Below are 15,084 nucleotides of genomic sequence, written 5' to 3'. Positions count from 1 at the left end.
CTTAGTCAAAGGAAAAAGTGGGCTAGTGGTACTTATACTTTTATTCAAAATGATTATGACAATTTTTACTCACGATATTCGGCTGGTAGTAACTATGCGAGAAGTCTTACTGTTCCTATTAATTTAAATTTCATCCCTAGTCTCATTATTGTTGAAAAAATTACCCTTTATGATGGTAGTTATGGCTCAGATTTTTATGCTGTTAATAATTTAAATAAATTTACTTCTGTTGGTCGTGTTAATAGAAGTAATGAATATTATTTTCTTGCTCATATGTTTGTTTTAAGTGTTGATAGTAGTAATTTTGTTTTACGTACTTATCATGACACACGCACTAATACTAGTGATGACATATATCATTGCAAAGTTGGAGAAAGTTTTGTGTGGTATGCTTATGAATAATGCGAAAGGTGGTAATTAAAATGGAAAGAGGGAATAGAATAATTTATAATCAAGACGGAAAAATAATACTTCAAACAGGTGAAACAACAGGAGATGTGTCAGGTCATGATACAATAACCGAACTACATTACTTAGATGTTGAATATGGAAGTATAGACTATAATAAACAACATATAGAATCTATAAATCCAATCACAAAAGAACTTGTTTTAAAAGATATACCAGTCATTTTAACAGATGAACAAAAGAGATTAAAAGCATTAGAAGAAGAACTAAGTATGTTAAAAGAAGAAAACAAAAATAGAGATAGTGAGATAGTAAACACAGCTTTTGAAGTAGTAAATATGAAATTAAACAACAATATCTAGGAGGAATTAATATGTATAACTTATTAAAATTAATGATAGAACAAAAGAACTATAGTACCAAAGAGGATTTGCAACATAAGATGGACGTATTCTATGCAGTAAACAGAATTACAGAGGAGCAATATTTAGAGTTAACAAGTTTATTAAACAAAGAAGAAACACCAGTAGAACCAACAATTTAAATAGGTTCTTTTTTTTATGGGCTTAGATAATTCTAAGTCCTATTTTAATACAAAATTAGGAGGATGTATGAATATAACAATAGTTTTTTTAGCAACAAATATATTTATAAAGTTAGTAATATTAGCAATAGCTTTTGATACTCTTTTAGGATGTCTAAGAGCAATAAAAACACATCAGTTTAATAGCTCTTTTGGTATAAATGGAGGAATAAGAAAAGTTGCAATGATAGCATGTATATTTTTTCTAGCAGTAGTTGACATACTTACAAAGTTTAACTTTTTATTTATGTTACCACAAGAATGGATTGATTTTTTGAGATTAAATCATCTTGGAATATCTGAATTTTTCTCTATTTTATTCATTTTGTATGAAAGTGTAAGTATATTAAAAAATATGTACCTATGTGGATTACCAGTTCCCAAAAAACTAAAAGAGAAAATAGGAAATTTACTAGATACAATGACAGATGAATTGAATGTTAAAGGAGGTAATAAACAATGAAGGTATGTATTGTAGTAGGACATAGTATTTAAAAAAATGGAGCATGTACTTCTGCTGATGGAGCGATTAACGAATATCAATACAATAAATCTCTTGCACCAGTATTAGCAGATACATTTAGAAAAGAAGGACATAAGGTAGATGTAATCATATGTCCGGAAAAGCAGTTTAAAACTAAGAACGAGGAAAAGTCTTATAAAATACCTAAAGTTAATAGTGGAGGATATGACTTCCTTATAGAGTTACATTTAAATTCAAGTGGCGTAGGAGCTTTTGGAACAGAAGTATTTTACTATAGTGAAAAAGGGAAAGAATATGCACAAAGAGTAGTAGATAAACTATCTAAACCTTTCATAAGAAAAAAAGGAGGTAAAGAAGTAGGTAACAGAGGAGCTAAATTAGATAAAAGTTTATATATTTTAAATAGTTCCAAACCTACAGCAATATTAATAGAAAGTTTCTTTTGTGACAATAAAGATGATTATGAGAAAGCTAAGAAGTTTGGGCATGAAGGTATTGCTAAGCTAATTGTAGAAGGTACATTGAATAAAAATATAAGTAATGAGGGAGTTAAGCAAATGTACAAACATACAATAGTTTATGATGGAGAGGTTGATAAAATCCCTGCAACTGTAGTTGGTTGGGGTTATAATGATGGAAAAATATTAATATGTGATATAAAAGATTACGTACCAGGTCAGACAGAGAATTTATATGTTGTAGGTGGAGGAGCATGTAATAAGATAAGTTCTATAACCAAAGAAAAATATACAATGATAAAAGGTAATGATAGATTTGATACACTTTATAAGGCGTTAGATTTTATCAAATAAGAAATCAGAAATAAAAAACTGAGAAAAAATTATTATTGGAAAATATGAAAAAATGAATTTGAAGAGAAGGATCATTAACATGAATAAAAAATTAAAAAAATATTTTATAAATATTTCTTTTGTTAAAAATTGTAAAAAAAATTATATTTTATGCAAATAGAATATGGTTTCATTGATAAAATATAATTTTAGACTGTACATTTGTAGTATTTATAATATAAATATTTCGTCAATTCACTTTATTATTATAGAATGAAAAAAAAATGAAAATATGTCTAAATATAGAATTTGAAAAATAAAAATTAAATGATATAATTAAGAAAATTATAATTAAAAGAGGAAAAGGGGGACATATTATTATGTTTAAAAAAGCAAAAAGGATAATTACATTAGCAGCAATGATATCAATGGTTGGGGGAAGTATTTTAATTGGGCATGCAGATGAAGAAAATACATACTCTCCAGAAACAGGAGAATTACCTTATCAAGGTTTAGAATTAAATGTAAGCCCAACAACACGTAGCGCAGAACCTAGAACGTATACTTATAAGTATTCAGGGGAATTTAAGAATTATACTCAATCAGGTGCATTTGTATCAACAGGACGCCAAAAAATAATAGATGGCTATCAACGAACTAAGACAGCTACAGCTTCAACAGGCGTACAATATCAAATAACAACAAAACAAGGTTCAAAACTAAAATATGTAACTAGAACAGGAGTTTATAATGGAAATCTTTCTATAGATTTGGCTCACAATGATACAGTTGGGTCTGACCGTAGACTTAGATTAGCTAACTATTATAATTTATCATTTGATGATCCAAATGCACCAGTACAATCTGCATCAGGTCAATTTAACTATCGTTACTAAAATACAATAAAATATTTAATAATAAAGAGGCTTATCCAAATGTAAAGAAGCCTCTTTATTCAAAGGATAGTATTATTATTTATTTAAAATTTATTATCTAAACAGATTAATAATAATTATATTGAAGCTTAGATAAATTATTAATATAAACACTTCTAATAGTGTCACTAAGTATCAGGATAAGTGTTATATGCATAATTATTGATATTATTTGTACTGAATATATACTAATTATAAAATTCAGAAAAATATATATGCTTAAATTAAGGATTATTTTTTAAAATAGGGGCATGAATATGAAAAAATTGACTATATTATTGGGAGCATTACTCATATGTTCAGTATTAATATTTTCTCAAAATAGAGAAAGTATAAATGGATTAGTTTTGTATAAAAGTGAAGTTTCTAGTTATGACACTTTAAAAAATTATTTAAAAAAAGAATTAAATATAAATCTAAAAGTAGACTATGTTATAGATGATAATGAAATTTCAGAAGAACATGATTTTTGGGAATATCCTAAAGTTCAATTAATAAACAAATTAAATAATAATAATAACATTGATTTACTATTAGATATTCCAAATGAATATTTAAGAGATTCTATGAAAGGTGAAAAATTATTAAAGTTAGATAATTATATAGATACACACAACATTTATCCTGCAATAATAGATAAATCCAAGGAAATAGGTAATGGTAATATATATTTTATTTCACCATATTTTTCATCAAATTTTATTATGATAAATGAAAATCTCTTTGAAAAGTTAAATGTACCTATTCCAAACGAAATAAGATCTTGGCAAGATGTTTTAAAAATATTAAAGGATATTAAAAGTTCAATAAAAGATAATAATATTAGTGATATTTATCCTTTGTCATTAGGTATGAATGGTACAGAAAGCTTTTTTCAGGATTTTGAAGTTCTAACAACACCATTTAATTTATCCGTAAAATCAGAAGGAACTATTTATGGTGATGATAAATGGATGGATGTATTTACATTTTTTATGAATTTGTATAAAGATTATGGTATACATAAAACAATAAATACATCTGATATGTTTATTGATGACAAGATAGCTATGAAATTTATTCAAGGAATTGAAATAATGAATTATAAAGATTCTATGGGTAAATATAAAGTTTTTGAAATTCCTTCTTATAAAGGGTTTAAAGATAAAATTTATCTAAACACTACAGATATATCAATACCTGCTAACGCTTCTAACAAAGAAAATGCACTAAAAATATTAAATCATTTTCTTAGTAAGGAATTTGCTAATAAAGGTGTTGATGGTAGATTATTTGGGATGTATCCATTTGTTAGTTATGTTGATAAGGAAATTCTTGATAAGTGTAGAGATTTTTATAACTTAAAAAATCCAAATATTTTATATCCAGATAAACCAGGATATGCAAACAAAAACGAATTTATATTATTTAATGATTATGTTAATTATCAACAATCACAAAGAGAAGTTATACCCAATATTATTAATGGAAAAATAAGTATTGAAGATGGATTTAAAGAAATAAAAGATAGATATTCTAAAAAAACTATCAAGAATATTTCTAAATAGCCTTTAAAATCGAATTAAATAGGTCTTTTTAACAACATAAATTATATGATATAATAAAAAAATAGAAGTGTATTCGCAGTACACTTCTATATCTGTAACTAAGCATTCTCATGAGCGGGAGTGCTTTTTACTTTTCTAAACAACATTGTTTACTTCATCAATAATTATTAAATCAATCTCATTTTCTTCTAATATTTCTGTTGCAGTACAAATAAGATTGTCTAAGTCAAAACTTCGAGTTATTTCTAGTTGTTTGTTATTTACTACTCTTTTTAGTGTGTAAGTCTTAAAACATATTTATATCACCCCTCATATTTATAAAGTAGATAAAACTAAAAAAGATTCTATAGAAAACAAAATCTATATAACTGTGTATCTATAAAATTATAATAACCATATGAACTATAAGTATAAGCAGTCAATATATGTGTATATCCATACAATTTATTTTTAAATATAGATATTATTGCCCACCTAAAAAACTTTCACAAAACCAAAAGAGTATATGTTTTTGATAACTTACCAATATAACTTATAATTCATTTTACAAGTCTTATTTAATAAATATTTATGCCACTAAATTCCTTTAGTTTTACCAATTTAGTATTATTCTACAATTAAAACAATATAATACAACTAGTTATTATTCAACATATGTGTTTGAAAGTTGAATAAATTTGCAGATATGAATAATATTTTTTATATATAAAAACAAACTAAAATAGTAGAACATATGGTAAATTTTACCTGTAGTTTTTGTGTTAAAAAGCTCCTATTATTAGTTTAAGTTAGACTAAATGAGGAAGTGACATACAAATGGAGCAACAAGAGGTAATGGCTAAATTGCGTAGAGGGGAACTATTGTTAATGGAATATATGTGGAGGAAAAAGTCTATTCTATATAAAAAAGAAATAATCTCGGCAATGCAAGAAAGGTATAAATGGAGAAAAAGTACTACAGAAATTCTCCTAAAAAGATTAGTAAAGATGAAAGTATTAAAAAAGAAAATAGTGAGTTTTAAATCTAATTATGAGGTGCTAGTAACTAAAAAAGAATATTTAAACGCTATAAGAGAAGAAAAAAATATAAATATAGATGATGATTTTTTTACTCGAATATTTACAACTATACATAGAAGGAATCAAATGATAGAAGAAAAATTTAAAAAATTCATAACAAATATAAAAGATATGATAAAAAGATAAGTTTGAGTTTTATAGAAAGAAGGGATATATTATGATAAATAAGAAATTACCAGATGCAGAACTAAAAATCATGAAGTTTATTTGGAACTCAAGTTATAAAACTGTAATATCGAAAGATGTTGCAGATGAGATAGAAAAAATATATGGATGGAAACATACAACTACAATTACGCTTTTAACAAGGTTAACTAAAAAAGGTTTTTTAATCTCTCAAAGAATTGGAAAACATGTACACTATACAGTATTAGTGAAAGAAAAAGAATATCTAAAACTGGAAGGTAAAAGAATCTTTGGAGGTTTACATAACAATCCTTTATCAGAACTTATTTCAAAATTACATGATGGAGAAGAAATAACAGAAGACAAAATAACAGAAATAGGGGACTGGATAAAAAGTTGGAAGGATGAAGATTAATAAATGAAAGGTAGCGACTAATATAAGTGCTACCTTTTTTTCTGTGGATAATATTGGGGATAAGTTGTGGAAAACTTATGTAAATACTGTGTATAAAATGTTTTGCTGACATTTAACTGACAAAAGCATATAAAAAGATATGAATATATTGGAATAACAACATTTACAAATAAAGATATGGTATAGTACTAATGTCAACAACAAAGAGTAAATAATTATAAATTTTATTAAATAATAGTAAATTCAAGTGTTTTATAAGTAGATTTTATTATCTATATTGCTGATATTTAACTGACTAATAAAAAAAGTACTTAAAATGGCATTTAGCTGATCATTATTTGAATAATATTTTACTTATATTTTCACATGCTTCTTTGTCCATTTCTTCTAATAAGTAATAATATCTATTCATATTTATTTTTATATCTGCATGCCTAATCTTCCTGAAACAGATTTTATATTAGTACTTATTTATATAAAGTGAACTTCATATTATAAAAGGAGTATTCAATGAAAACTAAAATTAAAATATTAAGAATTTCCATTGGAATGGCACAACGACAACTTGCTGATTTAGTTTATGTGAGCGAGAGAACAATTATTTCTATAGAAAAAGAACAGTATGCTCCTTCGCTCATGCTTGCTTATCGTATTTCAGAGGTATTTGGCACGACAGTAGAAGATTTATGCTATCTTAAAGAAAATAAAGAGTTGGAGGATAAACAATATGAAAATTTATAATAAAAAAGGTTTTACCTTTGGTGTTTTGGCTACAATATTAGGAATATGTAGTTTAACAAAAGATATTATATATCCTGAAGATTGGCTAACACTGCAAATTAAGCATGTTGTATTTTCTATAATAATTTTATTATTTGGGATTATAACTCTTATTCGGGCATTTTCTAAAAAAGCTACACAAGAAGATAGGATTGAATCTATGGATGAAAGAAATCGTCTTATAAAGTTAAAAAGTGAAGCTAAGAGTGGAAATATTATGTTTTGGATTACAACAATTATTAGTATATGTAGCTTTTTATTTTATTATTTAACAGAAAATATATTGTATATGTTTATTTTTATTCCAATTGCAATTCTAAGCATGATGTACATTATTATAGAGTTTATTTCATACTTATATTATGAAAAGCGTGAATAAAAATATATCAACTAATTTTATAAATAATACTATAATAATCTAGGATTGTTTAACAAGTACAGTTTATATATTATAATAAAATAAATTATTAATTGTACAGAGAGGTGAGTTGCATGGCATACATATGTTTTGATGATGTTTGTTATTATATATTAAAAGAAGCAATGAAGCTAAAGTTAATACCACATAATAAAATTGTAGTATTTGAAGATGATTTATCAATATGTGATATTTCAGATGTAAATAATTATGAATTAAGAAAATATATTTTTAAAGTTAGAGCTGATTTTGAAAATAATCCTAAACTATTATTCAAGCCAAATTTATTAGAAGATAGAAGCTTGGTAAAACATAGAGACATAATAATATGGTGTGCAAATAACTCAAAGGATTTATGTGGCGTATATTATATAGTGAGTAAGTTTCAAGATAAAAACATAAAAATTGCATTAATAGATGAAAAAAAGATAGAAGAGGGTATAATGAAATATTCGTTTACTAGTGAAATGTCTCCAGAAGATACTTATTTCTTTTTAAACAAGGCATCAGAAATTGAATTTAATGAAAAGCTAGAAATTAAAAATAAATGGGATGTATTAGTTAAAGAAAATACTATTTTTAGAGCATTGATAGGAAAAGAAATTAAAAGTGTTGAAGAAACTTATTTTGATAAATATATACTAAAAAATATTAGTGATAAATGGAAACCTTTAATTGAAGCTGTTGCAGAATCTTTGTTTGAAGATGAAATGCGTGTAAAAGATTGGTTTATACTTTGGAGAATAATGAATTTGGTGAATTTAAAAATAGTAGAAATTAAAGGAAGTAAAGATGATTTATATTCTGATACTGAAATAAGAAAAATTTAAGTATTTGGAGGTGAAGATGATGAATTTTTGGGAAGGAATAGACAATGAATTGTTAGGTAAAAACTACACTTGTGGATATTGCGGTTGCTATGTAGGAAGTGAAAAAGGTTATGAAGGTATTTATCGTACTAGCCCAGAAAAAGAGGTTGAAATAAGCATATATGTATGTCCTAGTTGTGGTAATCCAACTTATTTTGATAAAGACAATAGACAGTATCCAATGTCCAAAGCTGGGAATGATGTATTACATATTAATAATAAAGATGTTGAAAATTTATATGAAGAAGCTCGAAATTCATTTAGTGTAAATGCATTTACATCAGTAGCTTTATGTTGCAGAAAGTTACTAATGAATGTAGCAGTACATTTAGGTGCTGAAGAAAATAAGACATTTATATTTTATGTTGAATGGCTTGATAAAAAGAATTATATATTGCCTAATTCTAAAAAATGGGTGAACCAAATAAGAAAGATAGGAAATGAAGCTACTCATGAAATTTGTATTGTAAGCGAGGAAGATGCTAAGAAGACATTAATTTTCACTGAAATGTTGTTAAAGATAGTCTATGAATTTCCAGCTATGGCAGAATAATAGGGAGAAGATGTATTTTAAGAAAAAATAAAGTCTTTTGTTATAAATGTGTACAGTATAAAAAATCCTATTTAAGTTTAGAGGTGATTAATTTGAATGGAAGTAAAAAAATAGATAGTGATTACATAGAGGATTTGCTTAATAAATTGATTGATGAATATCATATAGATGAAAATATCCTATCAAATTTATTTGGAGTAGACATAGAAAAAATAAGAGAGTATAAGAAATATGAAAGCGAATTTACAGAAGATCTAGATGTATGGTCAAAAAAAATAAATGTAGTTCTACAACTTGAATATGTCATGGATGTTGACTTAGATTCTAGACTGAGATGTATTTTAAGTCTTTTGACTAATATGTATAATCTTAATACTGAATTTATAGCTAAGATTTCAAATGTTGAGGAAAAATACATAATAGATTTTATAAATGGAGTAGATGGTATACCAGTAGAAATGAAGTATAGTATATGTGCAACAGCTATGAACTTGAGCTTAATATTTAAAAATTATGAATGTGAAAGTTTCTAAGAAAAAATTTGCATTTATAGACAGACAATTTTATATTTAAAATAAAAAGTGAACTCTTTTAAGAGTCCACTTTTTTATATAAATAAGTTGTTATTTGATAGACTATATTAATATTAAGTATTTGTAATAAAATATTTATAATCTGATATTTTTATATACTTAAAGTTTAATTCTTACCATAGACTTGTTCTTTAGTAAAGTAACCATTATCAATGAGTATTTTATCTAAATTCTCTTTAGTAACCAGTTGACCAGTTATAAGGTTAGCTTTAATTGTACTACCACTTTGATTATCAAATTCTGAATTTACATTTATAGTTTCATTCTTTACCATATGAACTGCTTCATTCACAGCAGTACAAGCAAGCTCATTTAAATCCATATATATTGTGACATCTTGTGTACCTTCAACAATACGTTTAGCAGCATCTATTTCTGCATCCATACCAGTAATAACTACATGTTTTGAAATTCCTAATTCTTTTAATGCATCAACACATGCTCCTGCTATTTTATCATTTGGGGCAAGAATAGCATCTATATTGTTATTATTAGAACTTACTGCTTCAATGACCATCTTCTTTGCTTCATCAGGAGACCAACCTTTTACAGGAGCATCCAAAAGAATATTGATATTGTCTTTAATAGGAGAGATATATCTCATTGCTCCTTGGTACAATAATTTAGCATTATTGTCACCAGGGTCACCTTGAAGTATAATATAATCTCCATCATAAACTATTTCTGAAAGGTATTGACCTAATCTCTGTCCAATTCTACTACTATCATATCCTACAAAGAGGTCAACTTTTTCACCCAAAACAACACGAGCATAATTTATAACTGGTACATTTTTTTCCTTAGCATAATCTAATATTTCTTGAACTTTATTTACATCACGTGGAGTAATAATAAGGACATCAATTCCATTATCTATCATTTCAAAACAATCTTGTTTTTGTGTCTTTGGTTTATCTGTTTGATTAAGGCGTACCTCTATATCAGCACCAAGTTTTTTAGCTTGTTGCTCCATATATTCTTTTTCATGTTGCCAACGTGTGGCACTTCCAACACCAAAAGAAACGCCAATTTTTACATTTTGTTTTGCACTTTCACATCCTGATAAACTAACTAAAAAAAGAACTGCTATACAAATCAAACTTATAATACGTTTCATTATATTTTTCCCTCCTGATAAAGTCTCTCAAAATCTTGTTCACTTATAGGTTTTGAATAGAAATAGCCTTGTGCAATAGAACATCCAAACTCTCGCATAAGCTCTACATTTTCTATATTCTCAACTCCCTCTACTACCACCTTGATATTTAGACTTCTTGCCATCTGAGTAATGGCAGCAAAAATAGATTTTTGTCTATCACTATTTGCAGTATCTTTTAAGAAGCCTCTATCAATTTTCAAAATATCTATGTCCATATCTTTTAGCATATGTAGTGAGGAATAACCAGAGCCAAAATCATCCATAGAAATTTGAAGCTTATTATCATGTACTTTGTTTATAAATTCTTCAATCATTTTATAATTATCAAAAATTATAGTTTCAGTAAGTTCTAATTCAATTAGATGAGGTGGCACTTTATACTCATCTAATTTTTGAAGAAGTACATCTAAGAAATCATTATTAAGAAAGTGCATGCGCGAAAAGTTTACAGAAATTGGAACACAATTCACACCTTTTTCTAAATTTCTCTTAATAAATTTTAGAGTCTTTTCAAATATAGTCATATCAACAGCTGTAATTAATCCAGTTTTCTCACATACTGAAATAAATTCACCAGGAGGTCTTAATTTTCCATCATCAGTTCTCCAACGTGCCAACGCTTCAGCACCAACTAACTTGTGACTATTAATATCAACTTTAGGTTGATAGAAAGGAATAATTTCATCATTATCAAGTGCCTTTTCAATAGCTCTCTTTATTTGTTCATTGTGAATCATTTGTTTATCAAACTTCTCAGAGTAAATTTCCACTCTTTTATATCTCATCCCTTTAATTTTTTGAGCTGCCATGTTTGCTTTATCAACCATAAGATTGATGCTTTCATCTCGATTAATAATTGGATACAAACCAGCAGAAAGGTATACTGTAACACCTTCTATCTTTAATTCTGAATCAAATAAGGAATTAAGTCTTTGTTCAGAGGCATCTTCTAGAAGAACAACAAAATGGTCACTATAAACTCTAGCAACTTGTTCATTTATAGAAAGTCTCTTAGTATAAATCTCATTAATTTTTCTTAAAATTTTATCTCCAACATCAAATCCGTAAAAATTGTTTATGTATTTAAAATTATCAATATCAAAAGTAAAAATATAAAATTGCTTGTTTGTATTTGTGCGTAGGAGATTTTGTAAATCAAACATAAATTTTGTATATGTATTGCCTTGTGTAATAGTATCTACAAATGCAATTTTTTTTAACTTAGTCTGTTGTTTGTCTTTTAAATATAAAAAATATATCATGCTAAAACCAAAAAACATTACAACAACCAATAAAATAAAATAGAATAACTTAATAACAATATTTGTATTTGCTGAAACTGCGTTAGTAGATACACTTGAGATTAAATACCAATCATAGACTTTGTCTATAGGAGTATAAGCAGAAAAATATTTTTCACCATTTAGCTCTGTTTCCATAATACCTGAATGATTGTTTTGTATATCTTTCTCTAGACTCTTAGAAACCTCTGGGTTCTGTAAAAAAATCATTCTATAATAGTTATCAGATTCTCTATTGTATATATCCTGCTCAGAACTTATAAGAATGTATCCTTGACTATTAATAATGTACATATGACCTTTTTCAGAAAATAGAGAAACTGAACAGAGATTATACATTTCTTTCAGTGTATACTGTTTTTGAATTGAGCCAATAACTTCTCCATGAGATTCTATAGGAACACTTATAACAAAAATGTCCTCTCCATCTAATCTAGAAACTATTCGTTCAGATATGTTTTGAATCCCCTTAGAAACTAGCTTAAAATAGTGCCTTCCTGAAATATCAAGTTCTTTGCCATTTGGAAAAGTTGCCTTTCCATCTTCTGATGCAAAGAAAAGTCTATCATCATTTTTTTCTTTTGAATAATTTAAAGCTATAGATTTTAAACTATCCTGACTTTTGTCTTTTGATTGTGAAAATCTTTCTGACACTTGGTTGGAAACAAGGTCTAAATTATTAACCTCCATCATTAATTTATTTGTAATTACATCTTTATTTTGTGCTACAATTTCAGTTAAATTAATTTTAACATCTGATTGCAGTAAATATTGTACATAGTTCATTAGATAGAAAACTGCAATTGCCATTAAAATATCCACAAAGACTGTAAGTAAAAACGGAATATTCTTTAAATTTTTTGTTTTCATCATATAGTAATCCTTTCTGCAGATGAAAGATGCTTTAAATAGTATCAGTATATCATCGATATAATTCAGAGGCAATAATATAAGCCAAAAATATATTTAAAAATGATTATTAATTTATATAAAAAATAAAATTAAAAATAAACTGGATTTATGTCTTTAGATAAATTTATTTTGAAAATTTATATGGAATTAGGGAAGGAGTTTAAATATAAAGTTTCGAAAGGTTTATTTATATAAAATAATCATAAAGTATATGATGATTGTTTTTAAATAATCATATACTTTATGATTAATATAATTATAAATAACAATACCTAAGTTATAAGTTATTTTTAGGCAAAGATATAATATAATAATTTTATTATTCACATATGCTATAACGATTTTTTCCAGCTGCTTTTGATATATACAGAGCTTTATCAGCTTTAGAAAATAAATCTTTATACGATTTAATTGAATTATTAACAAAAGCAATGCCAATGCTTAGTGTTATTTTATGATTATCTTTCACTTTTATTTTACTTGTATCATTTAAAATATTATTAGTAGCTTTGATTACTAAATCATTTGTTAATGATTTTATAAATATCATAAATTCATCTCCACCAATGCGAGCAACTATATCTTTATCACATGTGTTTTGTAGTAATATTTTTGATACAGCAACTAAAACTTCATTCCCCTCTAAATGTCCAAAAGTATCATTTACAGTTTTAAAATCGTCAATATCAATAACTAATAGAGCATCACTAGTTTTTTTATCAGAACTACAGAAGTACTCTTGTATAAAGTTTTCTGATACTCTTTGATTGTATAGTTGTGTTAGTGGGTCACGTTGAGCTTGATTAATTAAAATTTCTAATTTAGATTTATCTTCAGTTATATCTTTCAAAACACCAATTGTTTTGATAGGATTATGGTCACTATCATAGATAACTGAACATTGAACACGAATCCATCTCCATTCATCTCTAGTTAATGAGTTTAATTGTCTTATTTCAATTGTCTCTCTAAGGTTTCCACGAAGTACTTCTAGTAATTTGCCAATATCATCAAGATGAATGATTGCTCCAGACTCTAACAATTTAGAATAATTTTTTGTTTCAAAGTTTTCTAATTCAATTTTCTTGTCAATTTCTACACGTTGGTACTTTATAAAATTATCATTTCCAATGTCATATTCAAACATAATGTCTGTAATATTTTGTAGAGCAATACGATAGCGTTCTCTTTCTAATTTTAGTTCAGATTCGATATTTTTTAGTTGAGTGATGTCAGTAATAATACTATTAATTTTTACTACACCGTCATTATTTAATGATTTCATTCCAGAATCCAATACCCACATTAATGTTCCATCTTTTTTGCGTATTCTATATTCAGTTGAATATGTAGTTCCATTCGCAAAACATCTTTCACAATCTCCTAGTGCTTTAGGCAAGTCTGGTGGATATACAGCTCCTACTGCGGTACCACCACTCATTTCGATAAACTCATCATAGGTATATCCCAATATTTTAGGCAATCCTTCATTAACATAGAAAAAGGAGAATGTATCATCATCATTGCTACCCTTTAATCCACCATTGATATTATTTGTAATCATTTCAATAACTTCTGTTTTTTCTTTTAACAATCTTTGTAAATAATCATAACTTTGTGTTCCAATTTTAGTAGGGAAGTATTCATCAATTTGCATTTCACCATAAGGATTTGATATATGCATGTGTTTTACTAGTAATCTTTCTCTATCTTCAATTATCTCAAATGTGCAACGTTGATTTACTTCTAAGACCATTTGTGCATTTTCTTTAGTACTAACAGTATATTTTCCTAATACCATACATCTATTTTTATCTTCACTTACAATTTCAAATATATCATTACTTATATCACAAGAAGGTACTTCATTTTGACCTGCATAAAAATAATCTTTTATTTCATTAAAAGAAGTGAGAAATTCCTGTTCTCCTGGTCCAATCCATGTGATATCTTTAGAAAGGTGTTTTAATATTTCATCAATATCTCTATTTACATAAAAGTTTATTATAATATGTTTTGCAAATTTAGGTGCTTTTTTTAGGAGTATACTCATGATATTCCCCCTTTCTTTTTATTATACATCTCAGTTATATTATACATTAATATACTTAAATTAAAAATGTTGTTAAA

At 26.4% G+C, this 15,084-nt stretch carries 15 protein-coding genes and 2 pseudogenes; 14 read left to right on the top strand and 3 right to left on the bottom strand.

Annotation, left to right across the window (positions count from 1 at the left end; all coding sequences use genetic code 11):
- The 14 genes and pseudogenes from Q3304_RS19425 to Q3304_RS19360 form a co-directional block, all read left to right on the top strand.
- A pseudogene (locus Q3304_RS19425) lies at window positions 1-402 on the top strand (hypothetical protein); the annotation flags it as partial.
- A 20-nt stretch (window positions 403-422) separates the two neighbouring features.
- Window positions 423-770: a hypothetical protein gene (locus Q3304_RS19420; protein ID WP_407815467.1), complete on the top strand. Its 348-nt coding sequence runs from the start codon at window positions 423-425 to the stop codon at window positions 768-770.
- A gap of 11 nt (window positions 771-781) precedes the next feature.
- Window positions 782-952, top strand: a complete 171-nt coding sequence (locus tag Q3304_RS19415; RefSeq protein ID WP_169470570.1) for a hypothetical protein — start codon at window positions 782-784, stop codon at window positions 950-952.
- A gap of 67 nt (window positions 953-1,019) precedes the next feature.
- Window positions 1,020-1,454, top strand: a complete 435-nt coding sequence (locus Q3304_RS19410) for a phage holin family protein (RefSeq protein ID WP_407814980.1) — start codon at window positions 1,020-1,022, stop codon at window positions 1,452-1,454.
- A pseudogene (locus tag Q3304_RS19405) lies at window positions 1,451-2,287 on the top strand (N-acetylmuramoyl-L-alanine amidase). The gene Q3304_RS19410 and the pseudogene Q3304_RS19405 overlap by 4 nt, the downstream one beginning before the upstream one ends.
- A 359-nt stretch (window positions 2,288-2,646) precedes the next feature.
- Window positions 2,647-3,162 carry a hypothetical protein gene (locus Q3304_RS19400; protein ID WP_167640270.1) on the top strand — a complete coding sequence of 172 codons (516 nt, stop codon included), beginning with the start codon at window positions 2,647-2,649 and terminating at the stop codon, window positions 3,160-3,162.
- Between the two features lie 296 nt (window positions 3,163-3,458).
- A complete protein-coding gene (locus tag Q3304_RS19395) occupies window positions 3,459-4,748 on the top strand; it encodes an ABC transporter substrate-binding protein (RefSeq protein ID WP_054272105.1) in 1,290 nt (429 codons plus the stop codon).
- 816 nt (window positions 4,749-5,564) lie between these two features.
- Window positions 5,565-5,954, top strand: coding sequence for a BlaI/MecI/CopY family transcriptional regulator (locus tag Q3304_RS19390; RefSeq protein ID WP_407814981.1), 390 nt, complete (start codon window positions 5,565-5,567; stop codon window positions 5,952-5,954).
- Window positions 5,955-5,985: 31 nt separating this feature from the next.
- Window positions 5,986-6,369 carry a BlaI/MecI/CopY family transcriptional regulator gene (locus tag Q3304_RS19385; RefSeq protein WP_219674155.1) on the top strand — a complete coding sequence of 128 codons (384 nt, stop codon included), beginning with the start codon at window positions 5,986-5,988 and terminating at the stop codon, window positions 6,367-6,369.
- Window positions 6,370-6,879: 510 nt separating this feature from the next.
- Window positions 6,880-7,110: a helix-turn-helix transcriptional regulator gene (locus Q3304_RS19380; RefSeq protein WP_407814982.1), complete on the top strand. Its 231-nt coding sequence runs from the start codon at window positions 6,880-6,882 to the stop codon at window positions 7,108-7,110.
- Complete coding sequence (locus Q3304_RS19375) at window positions 7,097-7,528, top strand: hypothetical protein (RefSeq protein WP_054269900.1); 432 nt, start codon at window positions 7,097-7,099, stop codon at window positions 7,526-7,528. The genes Q3304_RS19380 and Q3304_RS19375 overlap by 14 nt, the downstream gene beginning before the upstream one ends.
- 113 nt (window positions 7,529-7,641) lie before the next feature.
- Window positions 7,642-8,397, top strand: coding sequence for a DUF3658 domain-containing protein (locus Q3304_RS19370; RefSeq protein ID WP_407814983.1), 756 nt, complete (start codon window positions 7,642-7,644; stop codon window positions 8,395-8,397).
- Between the two features lie 19 nt (window positions 8,398-8,416).
- Window positions 8,417-8,989 carry a DUF4145 domain-containing protein gene (locus Q3304_RS19365; RefSeq protein ID WP_054269902.1) on the top strand — a complete coding sequence of 191 codons (573 nt, stop codon included), beginning with the start codon at window positions 8,417-8,419 and terminating at the stop codon, window positions 8,987-8,989.
- 92 nt (window positions 8,990-9,081) lie between these two features.
- Window positions 9,082-9,522 carry an HTH domain-containing protein gene (locus tag Q3304_RS19360; protein WP_407814984.1) on the top strand — a complete coding sequence of 147 codons (441 nt, stop codon included), beginning with the start codon at window positions 9,082-9,084 and terminating at the stop codon, window positions 9,520-9,522.
- 166 nt (window positions 9,523-9,688) lie between these two features.
- Here Q3304_RS19360 and Q3304_RS19355 read toward each other — a convergent pair whose 3' ends face one another.
- The 3 genes from Q3304_RS19355 to Q3304_RS19345 form a co-directional block, all read right to left on the bottom strand.
- On the bottom strand, window positions 9,689-10,699 hold the full coding sequence (locus Q3304_RS19355; protein WP_407814985.1) for a substrate-binding domain-containing protein: 1,011 nt from the start codon (window positions 10,697-10,699) through the stop codon (window positions 9,689-9,691).
- Entirely contained in the window at window positions 10,699-12,912 is a 2,214-nt protein-coding gene (locus Q3304_RS19350) for an EAL domain-containing protein (protein WP_407814986.1), read from the bottom strand. The genes Q3304_RS19355 and Q3304_RS19350 overlap by 1 nt, the downstream gene beginning before the upstream one ends.
- A 361-nt stretch (window positions 12,913-13,273) precedes the next feature.
- Window positions 13,274-15,007 (bottom strand): diguanylate cyclase, encoded by a 1,734-nt coding sequence (locus tag Q3304_RS19345; RefSeq protein WP_407814987.1) that lies wholly within the window; start codon window positions 15,005-15,007, stop codon window positions 13,274-13,276.
- Window positions 15,008-15,084 lie beyond the last annotated feature (77 nt).

The sequence above is a fragment of the Clostridioides sp. GD02377 genome (genome assembly GCF_045899875.1).
Lineage (GTDB): Bacteria > Bacillota > Clostridia > Peptostreptococcales > Peptostreptococcaceae > Clostridioides > Clostridioides difficile_A.
The sequence above is the reverse complement of the archived record's forward strand: the minus strand, read 5'-3'. Positions and strand labels throughout refer to the sequence as shown.